This is a genomic window from Pseudomonas sp. H2_A10 (genome assembly GCF_054680085.1).
The window spans coordinates 2,543,123-2,561,741 of sequence record NZ_CP162821.1 but is presented as its reverse complement, the minus strand read 5'-3'; the positions used below and the strand labels follow the sequence as shown (position 1 = coordinate 2,561,741).

The window sequence follows — 18,619 nt, the reverse complement described above, 5'->3', positions numbered from 1 at the left end:
ATTAAACGGGCATCCTAGCCCGCTTCAAATAACGCCATGGCCTCGACATGCGCTGTCTGCGGAAACATGTCGAGGATCCCGGCACGTTTTAGCCGGTAGCCTTGCTTGACCAACTCAACTGTGTCCCGCGCCAGCGTGGCGGGGTTGCAGGACACATACACCAGGCGCTTGGCCCCCAGAGTGGCGAGCTTGCGCACAACCTCATGGGCACCATCGCGGGGTGGGTCCAAGAGTACCGCAGAAAAGCCCTGTTTGGCCCATTCCGCGTCAGTCAAAGGCTGGGACAAATCGGCCTGAAAAAACTGCGCATTATGCAAATTGTTGCTGAGGGCATTGTGTGCCGCCCGGTCCACCATGGTCTGCACACCCTCCACCGCCACCACTTCCCGCGCCTGCTTGGCCAGCGGCAAGGCAAAGTTGCCCAGGCCGCAGAACAGGTCCAGAACCCGCTCATCAGGCTGCGGTGCCAGCCATTCCAGAGCCTGGGCAACCATCGCCTCGTTGACCCCGGCATTGACCTGCACGAAATCTCCTGGCCGGTAAGCCAGATCCAGATCCCATGCGTCCAAGCGAAAACCGAGGGCCTGATCGGGCTCGACGGGTTCCGGCCGGCCTTCGCCATGCAGCCATAATTGAGCCTCATGAAAGCTGCAAAATTCTTTCAAGACGTGCAGGTCCGCTTCGGACAGCGGCGCCATATGTCGCAGCAACACGGCGATGGACGAACCGCCGAACAGCTCCACATGCCCCAGCGCCTGAGGTTTGCTCAGGCGGCGCAGCATGTTCGGCAAGCGCTGCATGATCGGTTGCAAGGCCTGTACCAGCACCGGGCAATCATCGATGGCGACGATATCCTGGCTGGCCACGGCGCGAAAACCCACCTCGAGTTTTTTCGCCTTGGCATCCCAGCGCACAGCCACGCGGGCGCGGCGTCGGTAGCCAAACTCCGGACCACTCAAAGGTGGCGCCCACTCTTGCGGCTCGACACCGGCCACTCGGGACAGTTGTTCGGCGAGCATGCGCTGTTTCAGGGCGAGTTGTTCGTGGTGGGGCAAGTGCTGCACGCTGCAACCGCCACAGCGGCCAACATGCGCGCACGGCGCCGGACGACGCAGTTCGCTGGGCTTGAACACCCGCTCCGTGCGGGCCTCGACCACTTTGCCATGGGCCCCCAACACGCGCGCTTCGACATCTTCGCCGGCCAGCGCGCCATTGACGAACCAGGTGCGGCCTTCAAAGAACACGATGCCACGGCCGTCGTTGGCCAGCCGCTCGATGGTCAGGCGTTGCTTCTTGCCCACTGGAACCTGCGGGGCCCGGCTGCCGCCCGTCGGTTGGAAGCGCAGGCCTCTCTCGTGCTTGGCCATCAGTTGGGTTCGTCGAAGATGCCGGTCGACAGGTAACGGTCGCCTCGGTCACAGATGATCGCGACGATCACCGCGTTTTCCACTTCTTTGGAGAGGCGCAACATACCGGCCACGGCACCGCCGGACGACACGCCGCAGAAAATACCTTCTTCACGAGCCAGACGGCGAGTGGTGTCTTCAGCCTCACGCTGGGCCATGTCGATGATGCGATCGACCCGCGCAGCGTTGTAGATCTTCGGCAGATATTCTTCGGGCCAGCGGCGAATACCCGGGATGGCCGCGCCTTCCATCGGCTGCAGGCCGACAATCTGGATCGCCGGGTTCTGCTCCTTGAGGTAGCGCGAGTTGCCCATGATGGTGCCGGTGGTGCCCATGGAACTGACGAAATGGGTAATGGTGCCCTGGGTCTGGCGCCAGATCTCCGGGCCGGTGGTGGTGTAGTGCGCCTCGGGGTTATCGCCGTTGGCGAACTGGTCCAGCACCTGGCCACGGCCTTCGGCGGCCATGCGCTCGGCGAGGTCGCGGGCGCCTTCCATGCCCTGCTCCTGAGTGACCAGAATCAGCTCGGCCCCGTAGGCCGTCATCGCGGCCTTGCGCTCGGCGCTGGAGTTGTCGGGCATGATCAGGATCATCTTGTAGCCCTTGATCGCCGCAGCCATGGCCAAGGCTATCCCGGTGTTGCCCGAGGTGGCTTCGATCAGGGTGTCGCCGGGTTTGATCTGCCCGCGCAGCTCGGCGCGAGTGATCATCGACAGCGCTGGGCGGTCTTTTACCGAGCCGGCCGGGTTGTTGCCTTCGAGCTTGAGCAACAAGGTATTGCTGGTTTCACCCGCCATGCGTTGCAAGCGGACCAGGGGCGTGTTGCCGACGCAATCGGCGATTGTTGGGTACTGCAAGGTCATGGCGTATTCGCAATCCAGACTGCGGGGCGCACATCATACCGGGAAAGACCGGCAGGCCATATCACGCAAAGTGTGGTGCTTATGGCTTAAAGGAATAAGCGCGGAGTGGAGTGGCTGGGCAGGCATCCTCCTACCCCAAATGCCCGTCGCCATGATTTCTCTGGAAAACCTCCTCTCCCATCGCCGCAATCTGCCCCTCAATCAATGCTTCGAAAGGTTTGAGCAACGGCTCGAACGAAAGCGGCGCCTCCAGCACCTGCAACGCCTGCACGATGGCTTCTACCGTCGACAGCGCTCCCGGCCCCGGCGCCTTGCGCAGTCGATAACGCGACACGCCGCCCTCGGCCAAGGTCACCCGAGGCAACGCCGCCAGCAGCGGATTCAGATGCAGCAGTTTGCGCGCCTTGCGCCAGGTGCCGTCGGGCACCACCAATAGCAGCGGTTGATCGCCGGGCGCATAGGCGTGCAGTGGCTGGGCGTCGTCCGCTGGAAACAACAGCCGAGCCTGATAACCGGGCGGGCTCAACAACGTCGCCAAATCATCGAACACCTCCCCCACCACCAATTGCGCATTGCTCAAACCCAACGCCGCCAACCGCGCAGTATTGAGCGCGTGGCCGACCTCACTCGGGTGCTGCAACAGCAATACGCGGGTGCGACTGTCGAGGCTGGGGATCAGCGCGCACAAGCAGTGGCTGATTGGCCTGAGGCAACGGGAACACTGGGGTCTGGACATGGTTTTTCAGGCCTGGTTGAGCTGTGCTTTGAGTAGATCGCGAAACGTTTGGATCAGCGGCTCGCGGCTGCGGCCACGGCGCATGATCATTGAGAACGGCGCCTGGTAACCGAAGGTCGCAGGCAGCAGGACGCGCAAATCGCCTTTATCCGCCCAGGCCTGGGCGTAGTGCTCCGGCAGGTACCCGATGTAGGCACCGGACAGGACCAGGATCAGTTGCGCCTCCATGCTTTCCACCGTGGCGGCGCTGTGCTTGAAGCCGTGGCGCGCCAGCTCCGCCTGGCTCCAGTAGCCGCGCCCGACCATGCGCTGCTGAGTGATCACTGGCTCGGGAATGCGCCGCTCATTGAATAGCGGATGCCGCGTGCTGCAATACAACCAGTGCTGCTCGCGGTACAGCGGCATGTAGATCAGCCCGCTCATGCGGTTGGAGAAAGCGCCGATGGCCAGGTCCAGACGGTTGTCCTGCACGCCCAGTTGCAATTCGTAAGGGCTCATCACCGATAAATTCAGGTGCACCGCCGGGTGTTCCAGGCTGTAGGCGCCGATCACTTCGGCGAACGGCAGAGCCTTGTCGCTGACGGTTGAGTCGAGCACGCCAAGCTTCAGGGTGCCGCGCAACTCGCCTTTCAACGCGGCGGCGTACTGCTCGAAGCCTTCGAGCTCAGCGAGCAGGCGCAGGGTTTCCTGATGGAACAACTCGCCCTTGCTGGTCAGGCTGAAGCCGCCCCGGCCGCGATGGCACAGCACCAGCCCGAGTGCCGATTCCAGTTGGCTCATATAAGTGCTGATGGCCGACGTCGACAGGTTGAGTTCGTGCTGGGCATTGGCGAACCCCTGGTGCCGCACGACGCTGACGAAGATGCGCAGCAGTTTCAGGTCGGGCAAGGCGTTGGCCATGAAGGCTCCAGGAACACATTTTGTGGCGAGTTTACCCCAGGCGTTAGTTTAGAAAAATCTGAACTAAGTATTTGCCCCAGCCGATTCTTCCCCGCCTCAGCTTTTCGCAGAATCGGCCCAAGACAAACACAACAACGCTGAGGCACTCCCGTGGACAAGACTTACCATCAACCACTGGGCGGCAATGAAATGCCGCGCTTTGCCGGCATCGCCACCATGATGCGTCTTCCCCACCTGCAAACGGCCAAGGGCCTGGATGCCGCCTTTATCGGCGTGCCGCTGGACATCGGCACTTCGCTGCGCGCCGGCACCCGTTTCGGGCCACGCGAGATTCGCGCCGAATCGGTGATGATCCGTCCGTACAACATGGCCACCGGCGCCGCACCCTTCGACTCGCTGTCGGTGGCCGACGTCGGCGACGTGGCGATCAACACCTTCAACCTACTCGACGCCGTGCGCATCATCGAAGAGGCCTACGACGAGATCCTCGAACACAACGTGATCCCCATGACCCTCGGCGGTGACCACACCATCACCCTGCCGATCCTGCGGGCGATCCACAAAAAACACGGCAAGGTCGGGCTGGTGCACATCGATGCCCACGCCGACGTCAATGACCATATGTTCGGCGAGAAAATCGCCCACGGCACCACCTTCCGCCGCGCCGTGGAAGAAGGCCTGCTCGATTGCGACCGCGTGGTGCAGATAGGCCTGCGTGCCCAGGGCTACACCGCCGAAGACTTCAACTGGAGCCGCAAACAGGGGTTTCGTGTGGTGCAGGCCGAAGAGTGCTGGCATCGCTCCCTCGCACCGCTGATGGCCGAAGTACGCGAAAAAGTCGGCGGCGGCCCGGTGTACCTGAGCTTCGACATCGACGGTATCGACCCGGCCTGGGCACCCGGTACAGGCACCCCGGAAATCGGCGGGCTGACCACCATCCAGGCGATCGAGATCATCCGTGGCTGCCAGGGCCTCGACCTGATTGGTTGCGACCTGGTCGAAGTTTCGCCGCCCTACGACACCACCGGCAACACCTCGCTGCTCGGCGCCAACCTGCTGTACGAGATGCTCTGCGTACTGCCCGGCGTGGCGCATCGCTGATGAGCACGCGCGAGGTACTGCACGCCGCCGCCGTGCTGGTGGCGGCCTTCGCTCGCAATGACCGCGACGCCTACTTCGGCGCGTTCACGGCCGATGCCAGCTTCGTGTTTTATACCCTCCCCCGGCCGCTGCTCAGTCGCGAGGCCTACCAGGCGTTGTGGGACGGCTGGCGTCGGGACGAGGGCTTTGAAGTGTTGTCATGCACTTCAAGCAATGCGTTCGTCAGCCTACAAGGTGAGGACGTGGCGATATTTGTGCATGACGTGGCCACCGAGCTGCGCATGAACGGGGAGCAATTCTCTAGCCAGGAACGCGAGACCATTGTCTTCAAACGGCAAAGGCTGCGCGCACAACAAAAACAAGGCCTGTGGCTGGCCTGTCACGAACATTTGTCCGCTATGCCGGAAGGGCTGCCGCCCCCTTAGCCAATGTGATCGGAGCTGATCATGAATAATAAAAACAACGACAACAGTATTCGCAAAATAGAAACCAACGGGGTCGAACAGATCCCGGACCACGAACGTACCGCCAGCCCCACGGATCTGTTTCGTCTGATCTTCGGCGGTGCCAATACCTTTGCCACCGCCGTACTGGGCGCGTTCCCGGTGCTGTTCGGCCTGTCGTTCCAGGCCGGTGCCTGGGCGATTGTGCTGGGCGTGCTGGTGGGCGCGCTGATCCTGGCGCCCATGGGTCTGTTCGGGCCAATCACTGGCACCAATAACGCGGTGTCTTCCGGTGCGCACTTTGGTGTGCATGGGCGGATTGTCGGCTCGTTCCTGTCGCTGCTGACGGCAATTGCCTTCTTCTCACTGTCGGTGTGGAGTTCAGGCGATGCGCTGGTCGGCGGTGCGAAACGTCTGGTTGGCCTGCCGGAAACCGACCTGACCCTGGGCTTGGCCTATGGCCTGTTCGCCGTGCTGGTGCTCACCGTGTGCATCTACGGGTTTCGCTTCATGCTGTGGGTCAACCGCATCGCGGTGTGGGCGGCGAGCCTGCTGTTCCTGTTGGGGATATTCGCGTTCGCGAAGGCTTTCGACAGCCACTTCGCCGGCAGCGTCGCCATGGGCCAGCCCGGGTTCTGGGCGGCGTTTATCGGTGCGGCGCTGGTGGCCATGAGCAACCCGATTTCCTTCGGCGCGTTCCTCGGTGACTGGTCGCGCTACATTGCGCGTGAAACGCCGAAAGCGCGCATCCTTCTTGCCGTGATTGCGGCACAGATCGCCACGTTGATTCCGTTCCTGTTCGGCCTCGCCACCGCGACCATCGTGGCGATCAAGGCCCCGGACTACATCGCGGTCAACAACTACGTCGGCGGTCTGCTGGCGGTGGCACCCACGTGGTTTTTCCTGCCGGTGTGCCTGATCGCGGTGATTGGCGGCATGTCTACCGGCACCACCGCGTTGTATGGCACCGGGTTGGACATGTCCAGTGTGTTTCCGCGCCTGCTGTCACGGGTCAAGGCCACGTTGCTGATTGGGGTGATGTCGATTGCCTTCATCTTTATCGGACGTTTCGCCGCCAACCTGGTGCAAAGCGTGTCGACCTTCGCCGTGCTGATCATCACCTGCACCACGCCGTGGATGGTGATGATGATCATCGGCCTGATCGCACGTCGCGGTTTCTACTGCCCGGATGACCTGCAAGTGTTCACCCGCGGTGAAACCGGCGGGCGCTACTGGTTCAGCCATGGCTGGAACTGGCGTGGGCTGGGGGCGTGGGTCCCAAGTGCGCTGGTGGGCCTGTGTTTCGTGAATCTGCCGGGGCAGTTTGTCGGGCCGCTGGGCAATTTGGCCGACGGCATTGATATCAGTTTGCCGGTGAGCCTGGGGTTGGCGTCGGTGGTGTACCTGACGTTGCTGCGCCTGTTTCCGGAACCGGCTGCGGTGTATGGCCCCGAAGGGCCGCTTCGCAGCCCAGCGGGAGCAAGCTCCCTCGCCACAACGAGCGCACCTACAACGTAAAAAATCGGATCTTACCTGCGCCGAGGACGACGCTGCTCGTCATCCGTACGAATTGGCACGGGCTGCAGCGGCGGCTCGATCAAGCCCAGGGCCACGCCGAGGTCATGGAGCCAGTTCTGGATTTTCTCTTTCATGATTGCCCCCTTTGAGGGTAGTACGGTTCGGCGCAGTTTTGTCGCCTTTTCCTACATAGATAGTAGCCCTAAGTCCTACGTATTGCTTGTACGAAACCACAACGAACTATTACTGGATTCATCCAAATGCTGACGGACCGGTCAAGCAATGGCGCGCGTGTCGTTCGCCAACGCGGCCGTGCCTTCTTGCTGCAGGTCGATCCATGCATTGAGGTTAGCGCCGAGCATACCCTTTCGCCACATCAGCCAGGTTGTCGCAGTGGCAAAATGCCCAGTCAGCGGATGAACGGACACGCTGTCCTTGCCGGGCAGGCTGTCGAGCATGGACTGGGACATCAACGCCACACCTGAACCGGCGATCACACAGGCGAGCATGCCTTGGTACGACTCAATCTCAATGGCCCGCCCCATGGGCACGTGTTCGTTGGAGAACCAGTTTTCCAGACGCGTGCGATAGGCGCAGCTGCGTCGGAACGTGAATACCGAGCGCCCGATCACATCCTGAGGACCCTGTACGGGTGGGTGATCGGCTTCGCAGATCAGCACCAGTTTTTCCTCGCACAATTGCACGCCGTCCAAGGTGGCGATGGTCACTGGGCCGTCCACAAAGGCTGCATCCAGGCGCCCGGTGATCAGCCCTTCCAGCAGCTCACCGCTGGGCGCGGACTGCACCTGCAAATTCACCATCGGGTAAGCCTTGTGATAACGCGCCAGCAGCCCGGGTAAATGCACTGCGCCGGTGCTGTACATGCTGCCCAACACGAAGTCGCCGACCGGCTGCCCTCCTTGCACGGCACCGTGGGCTTCGTCGTGCAGCGCCAGCAGGCGAGCACTGTAGTCCAGTAACACTTTGCCCGCAGGAGAAAGCTGCAAACGCTGGCGTTCGCGTATGAACAGGTCAACACCGAGCTGCTCTTCCATCTGTTTAAGTCGGGTCGACAGGTTCGACGGCACACGGTGCAGGCGCTCGGCCGCCCGGGTAATAGAGCCTTCTTGCGCCACGGCCTGGAAAATGCGCAATTGACTGAACTCCATACCTTTCTCCAAAACTAAACAAGTTGCTCACTATTATTCAATTTTACAGAAAGTCAATCCACCTTAGGCTGAAGGTCATTCGTTTTCTCAGCAGGACACTGACCATGTCACCCCTCACTCGCTTACTCGCCAGTTGTATTGCCCTGATGATGGCCATGGGCATTGGCCGCTTCGCCCTCACCCCCCAAATGCCCCATATGCTGAGTGAAGGGCAGATCGACCTGACCGACGCCGGCCTGATCGCCGCCGCGAATTACCTCGGCTATTTGGTGGGCGCGGTGGATTCGATTTTCGCCCGCAGCCATCACCATGTCAGGAGCCGGCTGTACGCGGGGCTGTGGCTATGTGTGCTGCTCACGTTCGTGTCGTACTGGGCCCATGGCTTCTTGCCGCACCTGTTATTGCGCTTTGGTACCGGCGTGGCGAGTGCCTGGGTATTGGTGATGATCACCAGCCTGAGCCAGCCGTTGGCGATCGCTGCCGGACGCCCGCACCTGGGTGCCCTGGTATTTGCCGGGCCGGGACTAGGGATTTTGTTGACCGGTTTGCTGGCGCTGGGCTCAAACCTGCTGGGGCAAAATTCCGCCACGTTGTGGCTGCTGTATGGCGCCGTAGCGCTGGCGATGTTGCTGGCGATCCTGCCGTTTTTACCCAAACCCTGCGCCAGCGCCCCGTCCCCGCACCACAGCGCTTCGGGCAACGCCGGCAGCATCACGCACCTGTGCTGGGTTTATGTGCTATTCGGGCTGGGCTACATCATTCCGGCGACCTTTCTGTCACAAATGGCCAGCGCGCAGTTCAACGGTGCCTGGCAGGCCGACCTGTTCTGGCCATGTTTTGGCCTGATCGCCGCGATTGGCGTGGGAGTCGCAAGCCTGCGCCGCAAGGACCCGACCACTACACGTCGCTGGCTGATGACCACGTTATGGCTGCAAGCGGCCGGGGTGTTCGCCTGCTTGCTGGGCAATGGCTGGGGGTTGGCACTGGGCGTGTTGCTGTGCGGCGGGCCATTTCTGGCGTGCATGCAATTGGTGATGGCCCGTCTGCGCGATGTCGCGCCACAAGGCTACCAGTGCAGCACCGGGTTGCTCACCGCCAGCTTCGCCATCGGCCAATTGGGCGGGCCATTGCTGGCCTCGGTGAGCAGTCACCTGAGCGGCGGCCTGCAACCGGCGTTGGTGGTCGCCGGTGCAGGTCCTGTTACTGGCGGGAGGCGTGTTGGTCAGCTGGCAACCAACGGTGCAGGCGCGCGAATCTGTTCACGCCGTGACAGCACCAGGAAAAACAACCCACCCAGCAAGCACCCGGTAAACCAGGCGAAGTTGGCCAAACCTTGCAGCGCCGGCGTGAAGGTGATCGCGACGCCCGTCAGCGTCGCGGGCACCAGCGCCTTGATCGCCGTCCAGTTCACGCCGCCGTCAAAGTAGTAACGCCCATTCGGGCTGTCGTCGAACAGCGCATCCACGTCGATCTGCTGTTTTTTGATCAGGTAAAAATCCACCAGCAAAATCCCGAACAGCGGCCCGATGAACGCCGCGAGGATGTCCAGGGTGTAATGGATCATCAGCGGGTTGTTGAACAGGTTCCACGGGGTGATGAAGATCGAGGCCACGGCGGCGATCATCCCGCCGGCGCGCCAGCTGATTTTGCTTGGCGCCACGTTGGCGAAATCGAAGGCCGGCGAAACGAAGTTGGCGACAATGTTGATGCCGATGGTCGCCGTCACAAAGGCAAAGGCGCCCAGCAGCACGGCCATGCTGTTGTCGATGCGCGAAACGGTGGCGATCGGGTCATGAAGCATTTCACCAAACACCGGCAAGGTGCCCGAGACGATCACCACGGTGACCAGGGAGAACGCCAGGAAATTCACCGGCAAGCCCCAGAAGTTGCCGCGCCGCACGTCTTGCATGCTGCGGCAGTAACGGCTGAAATCGCCGAAATTCAGGGTGGGCCCGGAAAAATACGACACCACCAACGCGGTGGCCACGATCACTTGACCAACCGCTTGCCAGCCCGACAGGGCCTTTTCCGACAGCGTAAAACTGATATTCGCCCAACCGGCCTTCCACACAATCCAACCGGCCAGGGCAAACATCACCGCATACACCACCGGCCCGGCCCAGTCGATAAAGCGCCGAATGGATTCCATGCCGGCCCAGAACACTGCAGCCTGCAGCACCCACAGGCTTAGGAAACCAAACCAGCCCAGGTAAGACAGACCGGCGAAATGCGGCTCTGCATACACCGCCATCTGTGGGAAAAAACGCAGCACCACAATGATCAAGGCGCTGGAGGCAAGGTAGGTCTGAATGCCGTACCAGGCAACCGCAATCAAACCACGAATCACCGCAGGAATGTTCGCGCCAAATACACCAAACGCCAGTCGGCAAATCACCGGATAAGGCACCGCCGCCTGTTGGCTGGGTTTGGCCACCAGGTTGGCGACCAACTGCACGATGCAGATGCCGGCGAGCAAGGCGATCAGCACCTGCCAACTGGCCAGGCCCAAGGCGAACAGGCTGGCGGCAAATACATAACCCCCGACGCTGTGCACGTCGCTCATCCAGAAGGCGAAGATGTTGTACCAAGTCCATTTTTGCGGCAGTGGGCCCAGGTCTTGGTTGTACAGACGCGGGCTGTAGCCTTTGGGCAATTGTTCGGTCATCGCTGGCTCCTCGAAATACCGGCCTGCGCTTCCGTTGCGGTGGTGCATACGGGAGGCGGCATGGTTTGTATACGAGGCAGTCAGCAGAATACGTGCCAATAGCACACAATCCCTCTAACACGGGACACCAAAGACACTGACGGGGGTTTAGTCGTAAGGGCTACGCTCAGCAACGGTGCATAGGGATCCTGTACACAATCATCGGTGCACCCGTTGTGCACACAAGTAGCCAACCGTGCAGCAAGCGGCGCTCAGGAAGGTTCCCCAGACCATGTCCATCAGCGCCAACCCGGCGGACCAGCCTCGCAGCGTGGCCCAATTGCTCAGGTCATACGTGCCGTAGGCAACCAGGCCAAGCAGCGCCCCCAGGCGCGCAGAACGCTGCCAACTGACGCTGGGCAAGACCACGAACACCACGCAACCAAGAACGTATAAGAGATAGAAGAGTACAGCGGGCAACAGCCGTGGCTGATCGAGCATCAGCGGGCCCAGCAGGGATTTGTAGGTAGGGCCCATGAGGACGCCGAGCCAGAGCCCGTCCAGGATCAGAAAGGCGAGCAAAGTGCCGAGGTAGGCAAACAGTATTTTCTTGGACATGGACGCAGCCTCTGTAGGCGCCGATTGGCGCCTACAAAAGAGCAAAGCGCATTCAGCTTAGTTCAATGCGATCGGCATGAATCACAATCTGGCCCTGTTTGTAGAGCGCACCAATGGCTTTCTTGAAGTTGCCTTTGCTCACGCCGAACAAGTTGCTGATCAGCACCGGATCGCTCTTATCGCTGACCGGCAGGGTGCCGTTGTTTTCGCGCAACTTGGCGAGGATCTTCGAGTTGAGGCTGGAGGCCGCTTCCTGGTCAACCGGTTGCAGGCTCAGGCTGATGTTGCCATCGGCGCGGATCTCTTTGATAAAACCTTTCTCTTCCTTGCCTGGGCGCAGGAACTTGAACACTTCGTTCTTGTGGATCAGGCCCCAGTGCTTGTTGTTGATAATCGCCTTGAAGCCCATGTCAGTGGCTTCGGCCACCAGCAGGTCGACTTCCTGGCCGACCTGGTAGTTGGCCGGGGTTTTGTCCAGGTAGCGGTCAAGACGTGCGGTCGCGGTAATACGCTTGGTGTGCTTGTCGAGGTAGACGTGCACGACGCAATATTCACCGGCGGTCAGCTGACGCTTTTCTTCCGAATACGGCAGCAACAGGTCCTTTGGCAAACCCCAATCGAGGAATACACCAATACTGTTGACTTCCACTACTTTCAAACTGGCGAATTCGCCAACTTGAACTTTGGGTTTTTCGGTGGTCGCGATAAGTTTGTCATCGCTGTCCAGATAAATGAAAACGTTAAGCCAGTCTTCATCTTCACTGGGAATATCTTTGGGGATATACCGATTAGGCAAGAGGATTTCGCCATCTTGCGCACCATCGAGGTACAAACCAAAGTGAGTGTGTTTAACCACTTGCAAGCTGTTGTAGCGCCCGACTAAAGCCATTTCCAATACCCTCATTGCGTGGGCGGCATTCTACCCGAGTTGCGCCCGCCACGCGCGCGCACCTGAAAAATCGCGGCCTGGCGTGGCCTTCCAGTGGCACCGCCCCGCTCGTCCGATCAATCGGCTGAATTTCGTCCCGCCGCCAGCGCCGATTCGCCACGTGGTTTCGAGTTAAAACAGTAAGTTAGCGGCTAATTTCCAACAGCAAGTTTGCCGATGATTCGACGCAACGCTTATTCCTGGGGGGATATTTACCAAGCAATTGTCAAGTATTTCCTGTACGATGCCTGGCCAAGTTAATTTTCTACAGGTTAGTGGCCGCCATGCGCGTAAAAGCATCCAACAGCAAAGCAAAGCCAGCTCCCGCCGTTGAAACCAGCGAATCGATCAACAACCAAATCGCGGCTTTCCTCAAGTCCGGTGGCGAAATCCAACAAATTGCCAAGGGCGTCAGCGGCCAGACTTTCGGCCCATCCAAGCAGATCAGCCTGGGTAAAAAGTAAAGCCTCGCAACATGCCTGGTCCCTAAGCGTCTTGTTCTCAAGGCGCTAGGACTAGAGTCCGCAATACCTCGCCCACCGATTCAATATCGTGCTAATCGACGAACGGGCCTCACCGCCTGGCATACGTCGGTATCCTTGCACACGTCTAGCACGGGTATCTGCCCGATTTTCCCGTTACTGCTCCTCGCTTTTCATGGAGTGAAGCATGCTTAAACCCTGCATTTTCCTGGTCTGTGCCTTAGTGGCTTGCCCCCTCGCCGAAGCGCAGATTTTCCAGCGCGAGTTGGGCGACTTCGACCTCAAATTAGGCACCACGCCCAGCCGCAGCATGGCCCAGGGCCTGGTCAAGCCCACCTCACCGGGCAGCGATTCGTTCCATGGCGGTCTGGACCTGAGCCACGACAGTGGGCTGTACTTCGGTCAATTTTCACCCAACATGGGGTTTTCTTCGGCCAATACCCTCGAAGTCGACTCCTATATGGGTTTCAAACATCCCTTCGACCAGACACTGGGCTACGAAGTGGGGTTGATTCACTACAGCTATCCCAAGCTCAGCCCACTCGACAGTCAGGAGTTCTACGGCGGCCTGAACCTGCTGGGCAATCGTTTCGGCGCCTCGTTCAGCAACGATCCGGACCGCCAGGACAGCACCCTGTTCGCCGACCTGGGCGGCACCCAGCCCTTCGGCATCGGCGTGAGCATGAAGTACACCACCCATCAATTGGGCACCCCGGCCTCGGTGGAGGGCGGCACCATCAGCAGTTTCAGCGACTGGTCGGTGCAGTTCTCCCGCGCGTGGAAGGGCGTTGACCTGAACCTGATCTACAGCGACTCCAGCCTCAGCGGCGGCGATTGCTCAGCCTATTCAGGGCACAATTCGCAATGCGACGGCCTGTTGACCTTGAAGGCCGTGCGGCCGTTTTATTGATGGGCTGAACTGTCGCCCTCGGCGTGGGTTCACATGCATTAACCCACTCTGCGCCAGGACCTACCCATGCTGCGTCGGCTCAAACTGCTGGTGATACTGCTTACCCTGAGCCTGGCGCTCGCCGGCTGCAATCGCGTAGGCCTGGCCTATCGCAACCTGGATGTGATCATCCCCTGGACCCTCAACGACTACCTGGACATGAACGCCGGGCAAAAGAGCTGGTTCAACGACACGCTCAAGGAACACCTGGCCTGGCATTGCACCACGCAATTGCCCGGTTACCTGGACTGGCTCGACCGCCTGCAACGGATGGTCGATGACAACCAGGTCAACGACGCCGCGCTGCAAAGCCGTACCCTCGAGGCCAAACAGGCCATCGCCGACGTCGCCCGCGAAATCACGCCGTCAGCCATCGAGTTGCTCCAGGGTCTGGATGATCAACAAGTCCAGGATATGAACGAGGCGTTGGCCAAGGACCTGCGCAAACGCCAGGACGAATACCTCAAGCCGCCGCTGGCCGAGCAAATCAAGCAACGCGCCGAGCGCATGACCAAACGCCTGGATACCTGGATGGGCCCGCTCAGTGCCGGCCAGCAGAACCGCGTCATGGCCTGGTCCATCGCCCTGGGTGAGCAGAATACGCAGTGGATAGGCAACCGTGCGAACTGGCAGGCGCAATTTATCGACGCCGTGCGACAACGCCACAACGCCGACTTCCCGCAAAAGATGCAGCAACTGCTGGTGGACCGCGAAAGCCTGTGGACGCCCGAATACCGCGCCGCCTATGCCCAGACCGAAGCCGCCGCACGCAGCCTGCTGGTCGATCTGATGGCGCAAAGCACTGCGCAGCAACGCCGCAAGCTCACGCAAAAAATCGACGGCGTACGCAGCGACTTCAAGGCACTCAAATGCCTGAAGAGCGCCGCGCCCTAAACAGGTGACAGTGTCCCCAGCCAGGCCACCAACCCGAGTATCAGCACCACGGCGCCAAACTCCAGGGCCATGCTGCGCCGCAGTGCGGCAATGGCCGGCGCAGTGTCGCCCGCCGCTACGGCGCGTTGCAGAAACGGCGTGAGATGGAAGCGATTGAGCGCCGCCAGCCCCAACATCACGCCGAACAAGCCCAATTTCAGGCTCAACAGCAACGCGTAGTTGCCGCCGGTGAGGCCGTCCAGATTCGGCCCCACCACCCATAGATAATTCGCCACCCCGCTGACGATCAGCACGGCGACGAACCCCGCGCCGATTCGCTCGAACCCCGCCAATGCAGCGGCCAATGCCTCAACGCGGCGCGCGTCCGGCACCGACGCGCGCATCAGCAACAGGCCAAACGCCGCCAACGCACCCACCCACCCCGCCGCCGCCAGCAGGTGCGCACCGTCGCTGAGCATGTGCCACACCCCTTGCGCGCCCTCGTGCATCGCGCCGTGCCCGCTCCACATCAGCGTCACCAGGGCAACACCGCCAAACAGCGTGGCCAGATGCAGGCTGGCGCTGAAGGCGACCAGCACCAGCGCCGCCAGGCGCAGGCACGCTGTCCATCCCAAGTCTGTCTGCGCCAGCATCATGTACAGGTGCGGCCACAACGTCGGCCAATCCGTGGCTCCGCTCATGGCCTGGGTGATGCTCAACATCGATGCGATCGACAGCAACACGCCAAGGCCCGCCGTACACCCCAGCAGTCTCTTGAAATTCAACAGCGTACGCTCTGCGGCCTTCAGCCCGTAGAGGCCAAAAAGCCCCAGGCCAAACACCAGCATCAGGTCCAGATAAAGCGCGAAGCGCAACAGGATTTGGCTCAGTTCGCTCATGGCTGGACGCTGAACACGACGTTACCGGTGATCGGGTGGGTATCGGATGACACCGCGCGCCAGTCGACCCGGTAGGTGCCTGCCGTCAGCGCAGACGCAGGCTTGATCAGCATGACTTTGGGGTCAGTGCCCGCCGCCACACTGGCCTTCACCGGCATCGGCGAATTGGGCATGCCGGGCATATCGGTCATGGTCAGCTTGGCCCCGGAAAACTGCGTCAGCAGGTTTTCCGAGAAGCGCAGTTCAATCACCCCCGGCGCGGCCCCCTGGGCACCGGCCGCAGGGGCGGAGGACAGCAGTTTCGGATGGGCCGAAACCGACACGCTGAACATTAATCCGGCCCATAGGGCACCTCCCGCTAACGCAGTTTTCAACATCGACATGCAAGGCTCCAGGCCGCTCCAGGCGGCGAGTTATAGGTATAAGAAAAAGCTCAAAACCACAGGCGCACACCGACGACCCAGCGCCATTGGCTGATGTCTTCGTCTTCTTCCCGGGCGTAGTGCGCCGTCTGGCCATAGGTGCGGTTCCAGCTGACACCCACGTAAGGCGCAAACTCCCGGCGTATTTCGTAACGCAAGCGCAGGCCCAGTTCGCTCTGCGACAAGCCCGCCCCCACGCCACGCTGCGGATCGTTTTGCGCATAAAAGTTGAGTTCGGCGGTCGGCTGCAGAATCAGGCGATTGGTCAGCAGGACGTCGTAATCCCCTTCCAGCCGCGCGGCGGTGCGTCCCGACTCGCCGACAAACAGCGTCGCCTCGGCTTCGACGTTGTACAGCGCCATGCCCTGCACACCGAACGCGGCCCAGGTTTGGCTGTCATCGGGCTTGAAGTCCTGGCGCACGCCACCCACCACATCCCACCATGGGCTGATCGCATGCCCCCACAACGCCTGGGCTTCGGCGCTGTCGGTACGCCCGGCGCTGCGCTCGCCTTCGCTGCGCAGCCACAGGCGGTCGACGTCACCGCCGACCCAGCCCTTGACGTCCCAATTCAGCGCCCCACTGCCTTCACCGCCCTGCCATTCCAACTGGTTGAACAGCAGCATCGAATGCACGGCACTGTCATGCACGTTGTGCCCGCCCGGCTCGTTGTACACCGCCGCGCGGTCCGCGTCGGTCAGCACCGGGATCGGCGTGCGGCTTTCGGTCAACGCCGGCACTGCGGGGCTCATCCCCTGGAACTCTTCTTCGGCGGTCGCCAGCGAACTGAACACCAGCGCCATGCAAACCGCTAAAACCCGGTGGCTCATATTCGCTTCCTTATTCATGCACGCGCACTTCACGGAACATGCCCATTTCCATGTGGTACAGCAGGTGGCAGTGATAGGCCCAGCGGCCCAAGGCATCGGCGGTCACGCGGTAACTGCGGCGCGACCCCGGCGGCATATCAATGGTGTGTTTGCGCACCTGGAACTGGCCGTTCTCGTCCTCCAGGTCGCTCCACAGGCCATGCAAGTGGATCGGGTGACTCATCATGGTGTCGTTGACCAGTACCAGCCGCACGCGCTCGCCATAGGTGAGTTGCAGAGGCTCGGCATCGGAAAACTTCACACCATTGAATGACCAGGCGAACTTCTCCATATGCCCGGTGAGGTGTAACTCGATGGTACGCGTGGGATCACGGCCATCAGGGTCCTCGAACGTGCTGCGCAGGTCGGCGTAGGTCAGCACCCGCCGGCCGTTGTCGCGCAGGCCGATACCCGGGTCGTCGAGCTTGGGCAGCGGGTTCATGGCCTGCATGTCCACCAGCGGGTTGTTTGCCTCGCTGGCCGGGTGCGCCTGCATCGGCATCGCGCCCATGCTGTGGTCCATGCCTTCCATTGCGGGCATATCCGCCATGGCGCCGTGGTCCATGCCGCCCATGCTCATGTCTTGCATGCTCAGCCAGACACGTGGGTCGAGCGGCGGCACCGGGGCCACCGCGCCGGCCCGCCGGGCCAGGGTGCCTCGGGCATAGCCGGTGCGGTCCATCGATTGGGCAAACAAGGTGTAAGCCTCGGCCGTGGGCTCCACCAGCACATCAAAGGTTTCGGCGACCGCGATGCGCAACTCATCCACGCTGACCGGCGTCACCGGCTGGCCGTCGGCGGCGATGACGGTCATTTTCAGGCCCGGAATGCGCACATCGAAATAGGTCATCGCCGAGCCATTGATAAAGCGCAGGCGAATCGTCTCCCCGGCCTGAAACAGCCCGGTCCAGTTCCGACCGGGCGGCTGGCCGTTGAGCAGGTAGGTGTAGGTTTGGCCGCTGACGTCGGCAAGGTCGGTGGGGTTCATCTTCATCTGCGCCCACATCCAGCGGTCGGCAACGGTGGCCGACCAGCCCTGCTTGCCCACATCGCGCGCAAAATCACCCACGGTAGGTTTGTGCAGGTTGTAGTAATCGGACTGCTTTTTGAGGGTCTTCATCAGGGCCACCGGGTCTTCGTCGGTCCAGTCCGACAGCATCACCACGTAATCGCGCTGATAGGTGTAAGGCTCGGGCTCCCTGGGGTCGATCACCAAAGGGCCGTACACGCCCTGTTGCTCCTGGAACCCCGAATGGCTGTGGTACCAGTAGGTGCCGTGCTGCTTGAGCGTGAACTGATAGACAAACACGCCGCCCGGCTCGATGCCCTTGAAGCTCAGCCCTGGCACGCCGTCCATGGTCGAAGGCAGCACAATCCCGTGCCAGTGAATCGAGGTAGGCGCGGCCAACTGGTTTTTTACGCGCAGGGTCACGGTGTCGCCTTCGCGCCAGCGCAACAGCGGGCCGGGCAGGCTGCCGTTGATGGTCAACGCGGTGCGCGCCTGGCCGGTAAGGTTGACGACGGTCTGGCCGATGAACACATCAAATTCAGTGCCCGCCAGCACCGTCGGCTGGCCGGGGCTGGTCAGCGCCCACACCGGGGGGCGCCAAAGCCCGAGCCCGCCCAACAGGCCGCCGGCGGCCAGGCCTTTGACGAAAGTGCGTCTGGAGGTAGTGGAATGCATGCCGATTCAAGTCCATGAGTTGAATGGCAGCAGATTAGGCGGCGCCGGCTGTCAGCAACCTTAGCGGCAGATTACCGATCCGACAGTTTCGCGCCGGCCAGGCGGGTGCCGGCGC

At 61.3% G+C, this 18,619-nt stretch carries 19 protein-coding genes and 1 pseudogene; 7 read left to right on the top strand and 13 right to left on the bottom strand.

What is annotated here, in order from left to right; all coding sequences use genetic code 11:
- Nucleotides 1–14: 14 nt before the first annotated feature.
- The 4 genes from rlmD to AB4O23_RS11950 form a co-directional block, all read right to left on the bottom strand.
- The gene (rlmD, locus tag AB4O23_RS11965) at nucleotides 15–1,367 is read right to left on the bottom strand and encodes a 23S rRNA (uracil(1939)-C(5))-methyltransferase RlmD (protein ID WP_065878119.1); all 1,353 of its coding nucleotides are present in this window, start codon (nucleotides 1,365–1,367) and stop codon (nucleotides 15–17) included.
- Nucleotides 1,367–2,269, bottom strand: coding sequence for a cysteine synthase CysM (gene cysM, locus AB4O23_RS11960; RefSeq protein WP_003175385.1), 903 nt, complete (start codon nucleotides 2,267–2,269; stop codon nucleotides 1,367–1,369). The genes rlmD and cysM overlap by 1 nt, the downstream gene beginning before the upstream one ends.
- 130 nt (nucleotides 2,270–2,399) lie before the next feature.
- Nucleotides 2,400–3,005, bottom strand: coding sequence for a tRNA-uridine aminocarboxypropyltransferase (locus tag AB4O23_RS11955; RefSeq protein ID WP_460063310.1), 606 nt, complete (start codon nucleotides 3,003–3,005; stop codon nucleotides 2,400–2,402).
- 6 nt (nucleotides 3,006–3,011) lie between these two features.
- A complete protein-coding gene (locus AB4O23_RS11950) occupies nucleotides 3,012–3,905 on the bottom strand; it encodes a LysR family transcriptional regulator (protein ID WP_017527550.1) in 894 nt (297 codons plus the stop codon).
- 150 nt (nucleotides 3,906–4,055) lie between these two features.
- On the opposite strand from AB4O23_RS11950, the gene speB reads away from it, so the two are divergent.
- From speB to AB4O23_RS11935, 3 genes are read left to right on the top strand one after another with little or no spacing between them, the layout of a single operon-like run.
- Nucleotides 4,056–5,006 carry an agmatinase gene (speB, locus tag AB4O23_RS11945; RefSeq protein WP_017527549.1) on the top strand — a complete coding sequence of 317 codons (951 nt, stop codon included), beginning with the start codon at nucleotides 4,056–4,058 and terminating at the stop codon, nucleotides 5,004–5,006.
- Nucleotides 5,006–5,431 carry a YybH family protein gene (locus AB4O23_RS11940; RefSeq protein ID WP_065878123.1) on the top strand — a complete coding sequence of 142 codons (426 nt, stop codon included), beginning with the start codon at nucleotides 5,006–5,008 and terminating at the stop codon, nucleotides 5,429–5,431. The genes speB and AB4O23_RS11940 overlap by 1 nt, the downstream gene beginning before the upstream one ends.
- Before the next feature lie 21 nt (nucleotides 5,432–5,452).
- Nucleotides 5,453–6,967: a purine-cytosine permease family protein gene (locus AB4O23_RS11935; RefSeq protein ID WP_460150493.1), complete on the top strand. Its 1,515-nt coding sequence runs from the start codon at nucleotides 5,453–5,455 to the stop codon at nucleotides 6,965–6,967.
- Nucleotides 6,968–6,978: 11 nt separating this feature from the next.
- Here AB4O23_RS11935 and AB4O23_RS11930 read toward each other — a convergent pair whose 3' ends face one another.
- Nucleotides 6,979–7,101, bottom strand: a complete 123-nt coding sequence (locus AB4O23_RS11930; protein WP_003193089.1) for a PA1414 family protein — start codon at nucleotides 7,099–7,101, stop codon at nucleotides 6,979–6,981.
- A 141-nt stretch (nucleotides 7,102–7,242) separates the two neighbouring features.
- Entirely contained in the window at nucleotides 7,243–8,136 is an 894-nt protein-coding gene (gene ptrR, locus AB4O23_RS11925; RefSeq protein WP_065878127.1) for a putrescine utilization regulator PtrR, read from the bottom strand.
- A gap of 104 nt (nucleotides 8,137–8,240) precedes the next feature.
- Between ptrR and AB4O23_RS11920 the strand changes: the two are divergent.
- A pseudogene (locus AB4O23_RS11920) lies at nucleotides 8,241–9,447 on the top strand (MFS transporter).
- Here AB4O23_RS11920 and AB4O23_RS11915 read toward each other — a convergent pair.
- From AB4O23_RS11915 to AB4O23_RS11905, 3 genes are all read right to left on the bottom strand, one after another.
- Entirely contained in the window at nucleotides 9,359–10,801 is a 1,443-nt protein-coding gene (locus AB4O23_RS11915; protein ID WP_065878129.1) for an NCS1 family nucleobase:cation symporter-1, read from the bottom strand. The pseudogene AB4O23_RS11920 and the gene AB4O23_RS11915 overlap by 89 nt on opposite strands.
- 198 nt (nucleotides 10,802–10,999) lie before the next feature.
- Complete coding sequence (locus AB4O23_RS11910; RefSeq protein ID WP_135196181.1) at nucleotides 11,000–11,398, bottom strand: DUF2177 family protein; 399 nt, start codon at nucleotides 11,396–11,398, stop codon at nucleotides 11,000–11,002.
- A 52-nt stretch (nucleotides 11,399–11,450) separates the two neighbouring features.
- Nucleotides 11,451–12,287: a CvfB family protein gene (locus tag AB4O23_RS11905; RefSeq protein ID WP_460150491.1), complete on the bottom strand. Its 837-nt coding sequence runs from the start codon at nucleotides 12,285–12,287 to the stop codon at nucleotides 11,451–11,453.
- A 323-nt stretch (nucleotides 12,288–12,610) separates the two neighbouring features.
- Between AB4O23_RS11905 and AB4O23_RS11900 the strand changes: the two genes are divergently transcribed.
- From AB4O23_RS11900 to AB4O23_RS11890, 3 genes are all read left to right on the top strand, one after another.
- Nucleotides 12,611–12,790, top strand: a complete 180-nt coding sequence (locus AB4O23_RS11900) for a hypothetical protein (protein ID WP_017527541.1) — start codon at nucleotides 12,611–12,613, stop codon at nucleotides 12,788–12,790.
- A gap of 205 nt (nucleotides 12,791–12,995) precedes the next feature.
- Nucleotides 12,996–13,718: a TorF family putative porin gene (locus tag AB4O23_RS11895; protein WP_065878130.1), complete on the top strand. Its 723-nt coding sequence runs from the start codon at nucleotides 12,996–12,998 to the stop codon at nucleotides 13,716–13,718.
- A 66-nt stretch (nucleotides 13,719–13,784) separates the two neighbouring features.
- Nucleotides 13,785–14,651, top strand: a complete 867-nt coding sequence (locus tag AB4O23_RS11890) for a DUF6279 family lipoprotein (RefSeq protein WP_017527539.1) — start codon at nucleotides 13,785–13,787, stop codon at nucleotides 14,649–14,651.
- Here the strand turns inward: AB4O23_RS11890 and copD are convergent.
- Genes copD through AB4O23_RS11870 form a run of 4 tightly spaced genes read right to left on the bottom strand, consistent with a single transcriptional unit; the run spans nucleotide 14,648 to nucleotide 18,504 of the window.
- Entirely contained in the window at nucleotides 14,648–15,529 is an 882-nt protein-coding gene (gene copD, locus AB4O23_RS11885) for a copper homeostasis membrane protein CopD (RefSeq protein ID WP_068938076.1), read from the bottom strand. The two genes, AB4O23_RS11890 and copD, sit on opposite strands and share 4 nt — an antisense overlap.
- Nucleotides 15,526–15,912, bottom strand: coding sequence for a copper homeostasis periplasmic binding protein CopC (gene copC, locus AB4O23_RS11880; RefSeq protein ID WP_017527537.1), 387 nt, complete (start codon nucleotides 15,910–15,912; stop codon nucleotides 15,526–15,528). Before copC ends, copD begins: the two co-directional genes overlap by 4 nt.
- 50 nt (nucleotides 15,913–15,962) lie before the next feature.
- Nucleotides 15,963–16,781, bottom strand: coding sequence for a copper resistance protein B (locus AB4O23_RS11875; RefSeq protein WP_065878134.1), 819 nt, complete (start codon nucleotides 16,779–16,781; stop codon nucleotides 15,963–15,965).
- Between the two features lie 10 nt (nucleotides 16,782–16,791).
- Nucleotides 16,792–18,504, bottom strand: a complete 1,713-nt coding sequence (locus AB4O23_RS11870) for a copper resistance system multicopper oxidase (RefSeq protein WP_135196182.1) — start codon at nucleotides 18,502–18,504, stop codon at nucleotides 16,792–16,794.
- Between the last annotated feature and the right edge of the window lie 115 nt (nucleotides 18,505–18,619).

Excerpts from the sequence above, each read along its gene's own strand:
- AB4O23_RS11870 (WP_135196182.1), bottom strand. The coding sequence starts at position 18,504 with ATGCATTCCACTACCTCCAGACGCACTTTCGTCAAAGGCCTGGCCGCC.
- AB4O23_RS11910 (WP_135196181.1), bottom strand. The coding sequence starts at position 11,398 with ATGTCCAAGAAAATACTGTTTGCCTACCTCGGCACTTTGCTCGCCTTT.
- ptrR (WP_065878127.1), bottom strand. The coding sequence starts at position 8,136 with ATGGAGTTCAGTCAATTGCGCATTTTCCAGGCCGTGGCGCAAGAAGGC.
- AB4O23_RS11930 (WP_003193089.1), bottom strand. The coding sequence starts at position 7,101 with ATGAAAGAGAAAATCCAGAACTGGCTCCATGACCTCGGCGTGGCCCTG.
- AB4O23_RS11915 (WP_065878129.1), bottom strand. The coding sequence starts at position 10,801 with ATGACCGAACAATTGCCCAAAGGCTACAGCCCGCGTCTGTACAACCAA.
- cysM (WP_003175385.1), bottom strand. The coding sequence starts at position 2,269 with ATGACCTTGCAGTACCCAACAATCGCCGATTGCGTCGGCAACACGCCC.
- copD (WP_068938076.1), bottom strand. The coding sequence starts at position 15,529 with ATGAGCGAACTGAGCCAAATCCTGTTGCGCTTCGCGCTTTATCTGGAC.
- rlmD (WP_065878119.1), bottom strand. The coding sequence starts at position 1,367 with ATGGCCAAGCACGAGAGAGGCCTGCGCTTCCAACCGACGGGCGGCAGC.
- AB4O23_RS11940 (WP_065878123.1), top strand. The coding sequence starts at position 5,006 with ATGAGCACGCGCGAGGTACTGCACGCCGCCGCCGTGCTGGTGGCGGCC.
- AB4O23_RS11935 (WP_460150493.1), top strand. The coding sequence starts at position 5,453 with ATGAATAATAAAAACAACGACAACAGTATTCGCAAAATAGAAACCAAC.
- AB4O23_RS11875 (WP_065878134.1), bottom strand. The coding sequence starts at position 16,781 with ATGAGCCACCGGGTTTTAGCGGTTTGCATGGCGCTGGTGTTCAGTTCG.
- AB4O23_RS11905 (WP_460150491.1), bottom strand. The coding sequence starts at position 12,287 with ATGGCTTTAGTCGGGCGCTACAACAGCTTGCAAGTGGTTAAACACACT.
- AB4O23_RS11900 (WP_017527541.1), top strand. The coding sequence starts at position 12,611 with ATGCGCGTAAAAGCATCCAACAGCAAAGCAAAGCCAGCTCCCGCCGTT.
- AB4O23_RS11950 (WP_017527550.1), bottom strand. The coding sequence starts at position 3,905 with ATGGCCAACGCCTTGCCCGACCTGAAACTGCTGCGCATCTTCGTCAGC.
- AB4O23_RS11955 (WP_460063310.1), bottom strand. The coding sequence starts at position 3,005 with ATGTCCAGACCCCAGTGTTCCCGTTGCCTCAGGCCAATCAGCCACTGC.
- AB4O23_RS11890 (WP_017527539.1), top strand. The coding sequence starts at position 13,785 with ATGCTGCGTCGGCTCAAACTGCTGGTGATACTGCTTACCCTGAGCCTG.
- AB4O23_RS11895 (WP_065878130.1), top strand. The coding sequence starts at position 12,996 with ATGCTTAAACCCTGCATTTTCCTGGTCTGTGCCTTAGTGGCTTGCCCC.
- copC (WP_017527537.1), bottom strand. The coding sequence starts at position 15,912 with ATGTCGATGTTGAAAACTGCGTTAGCGGGAGGTGCCCTATGGGCCGGA.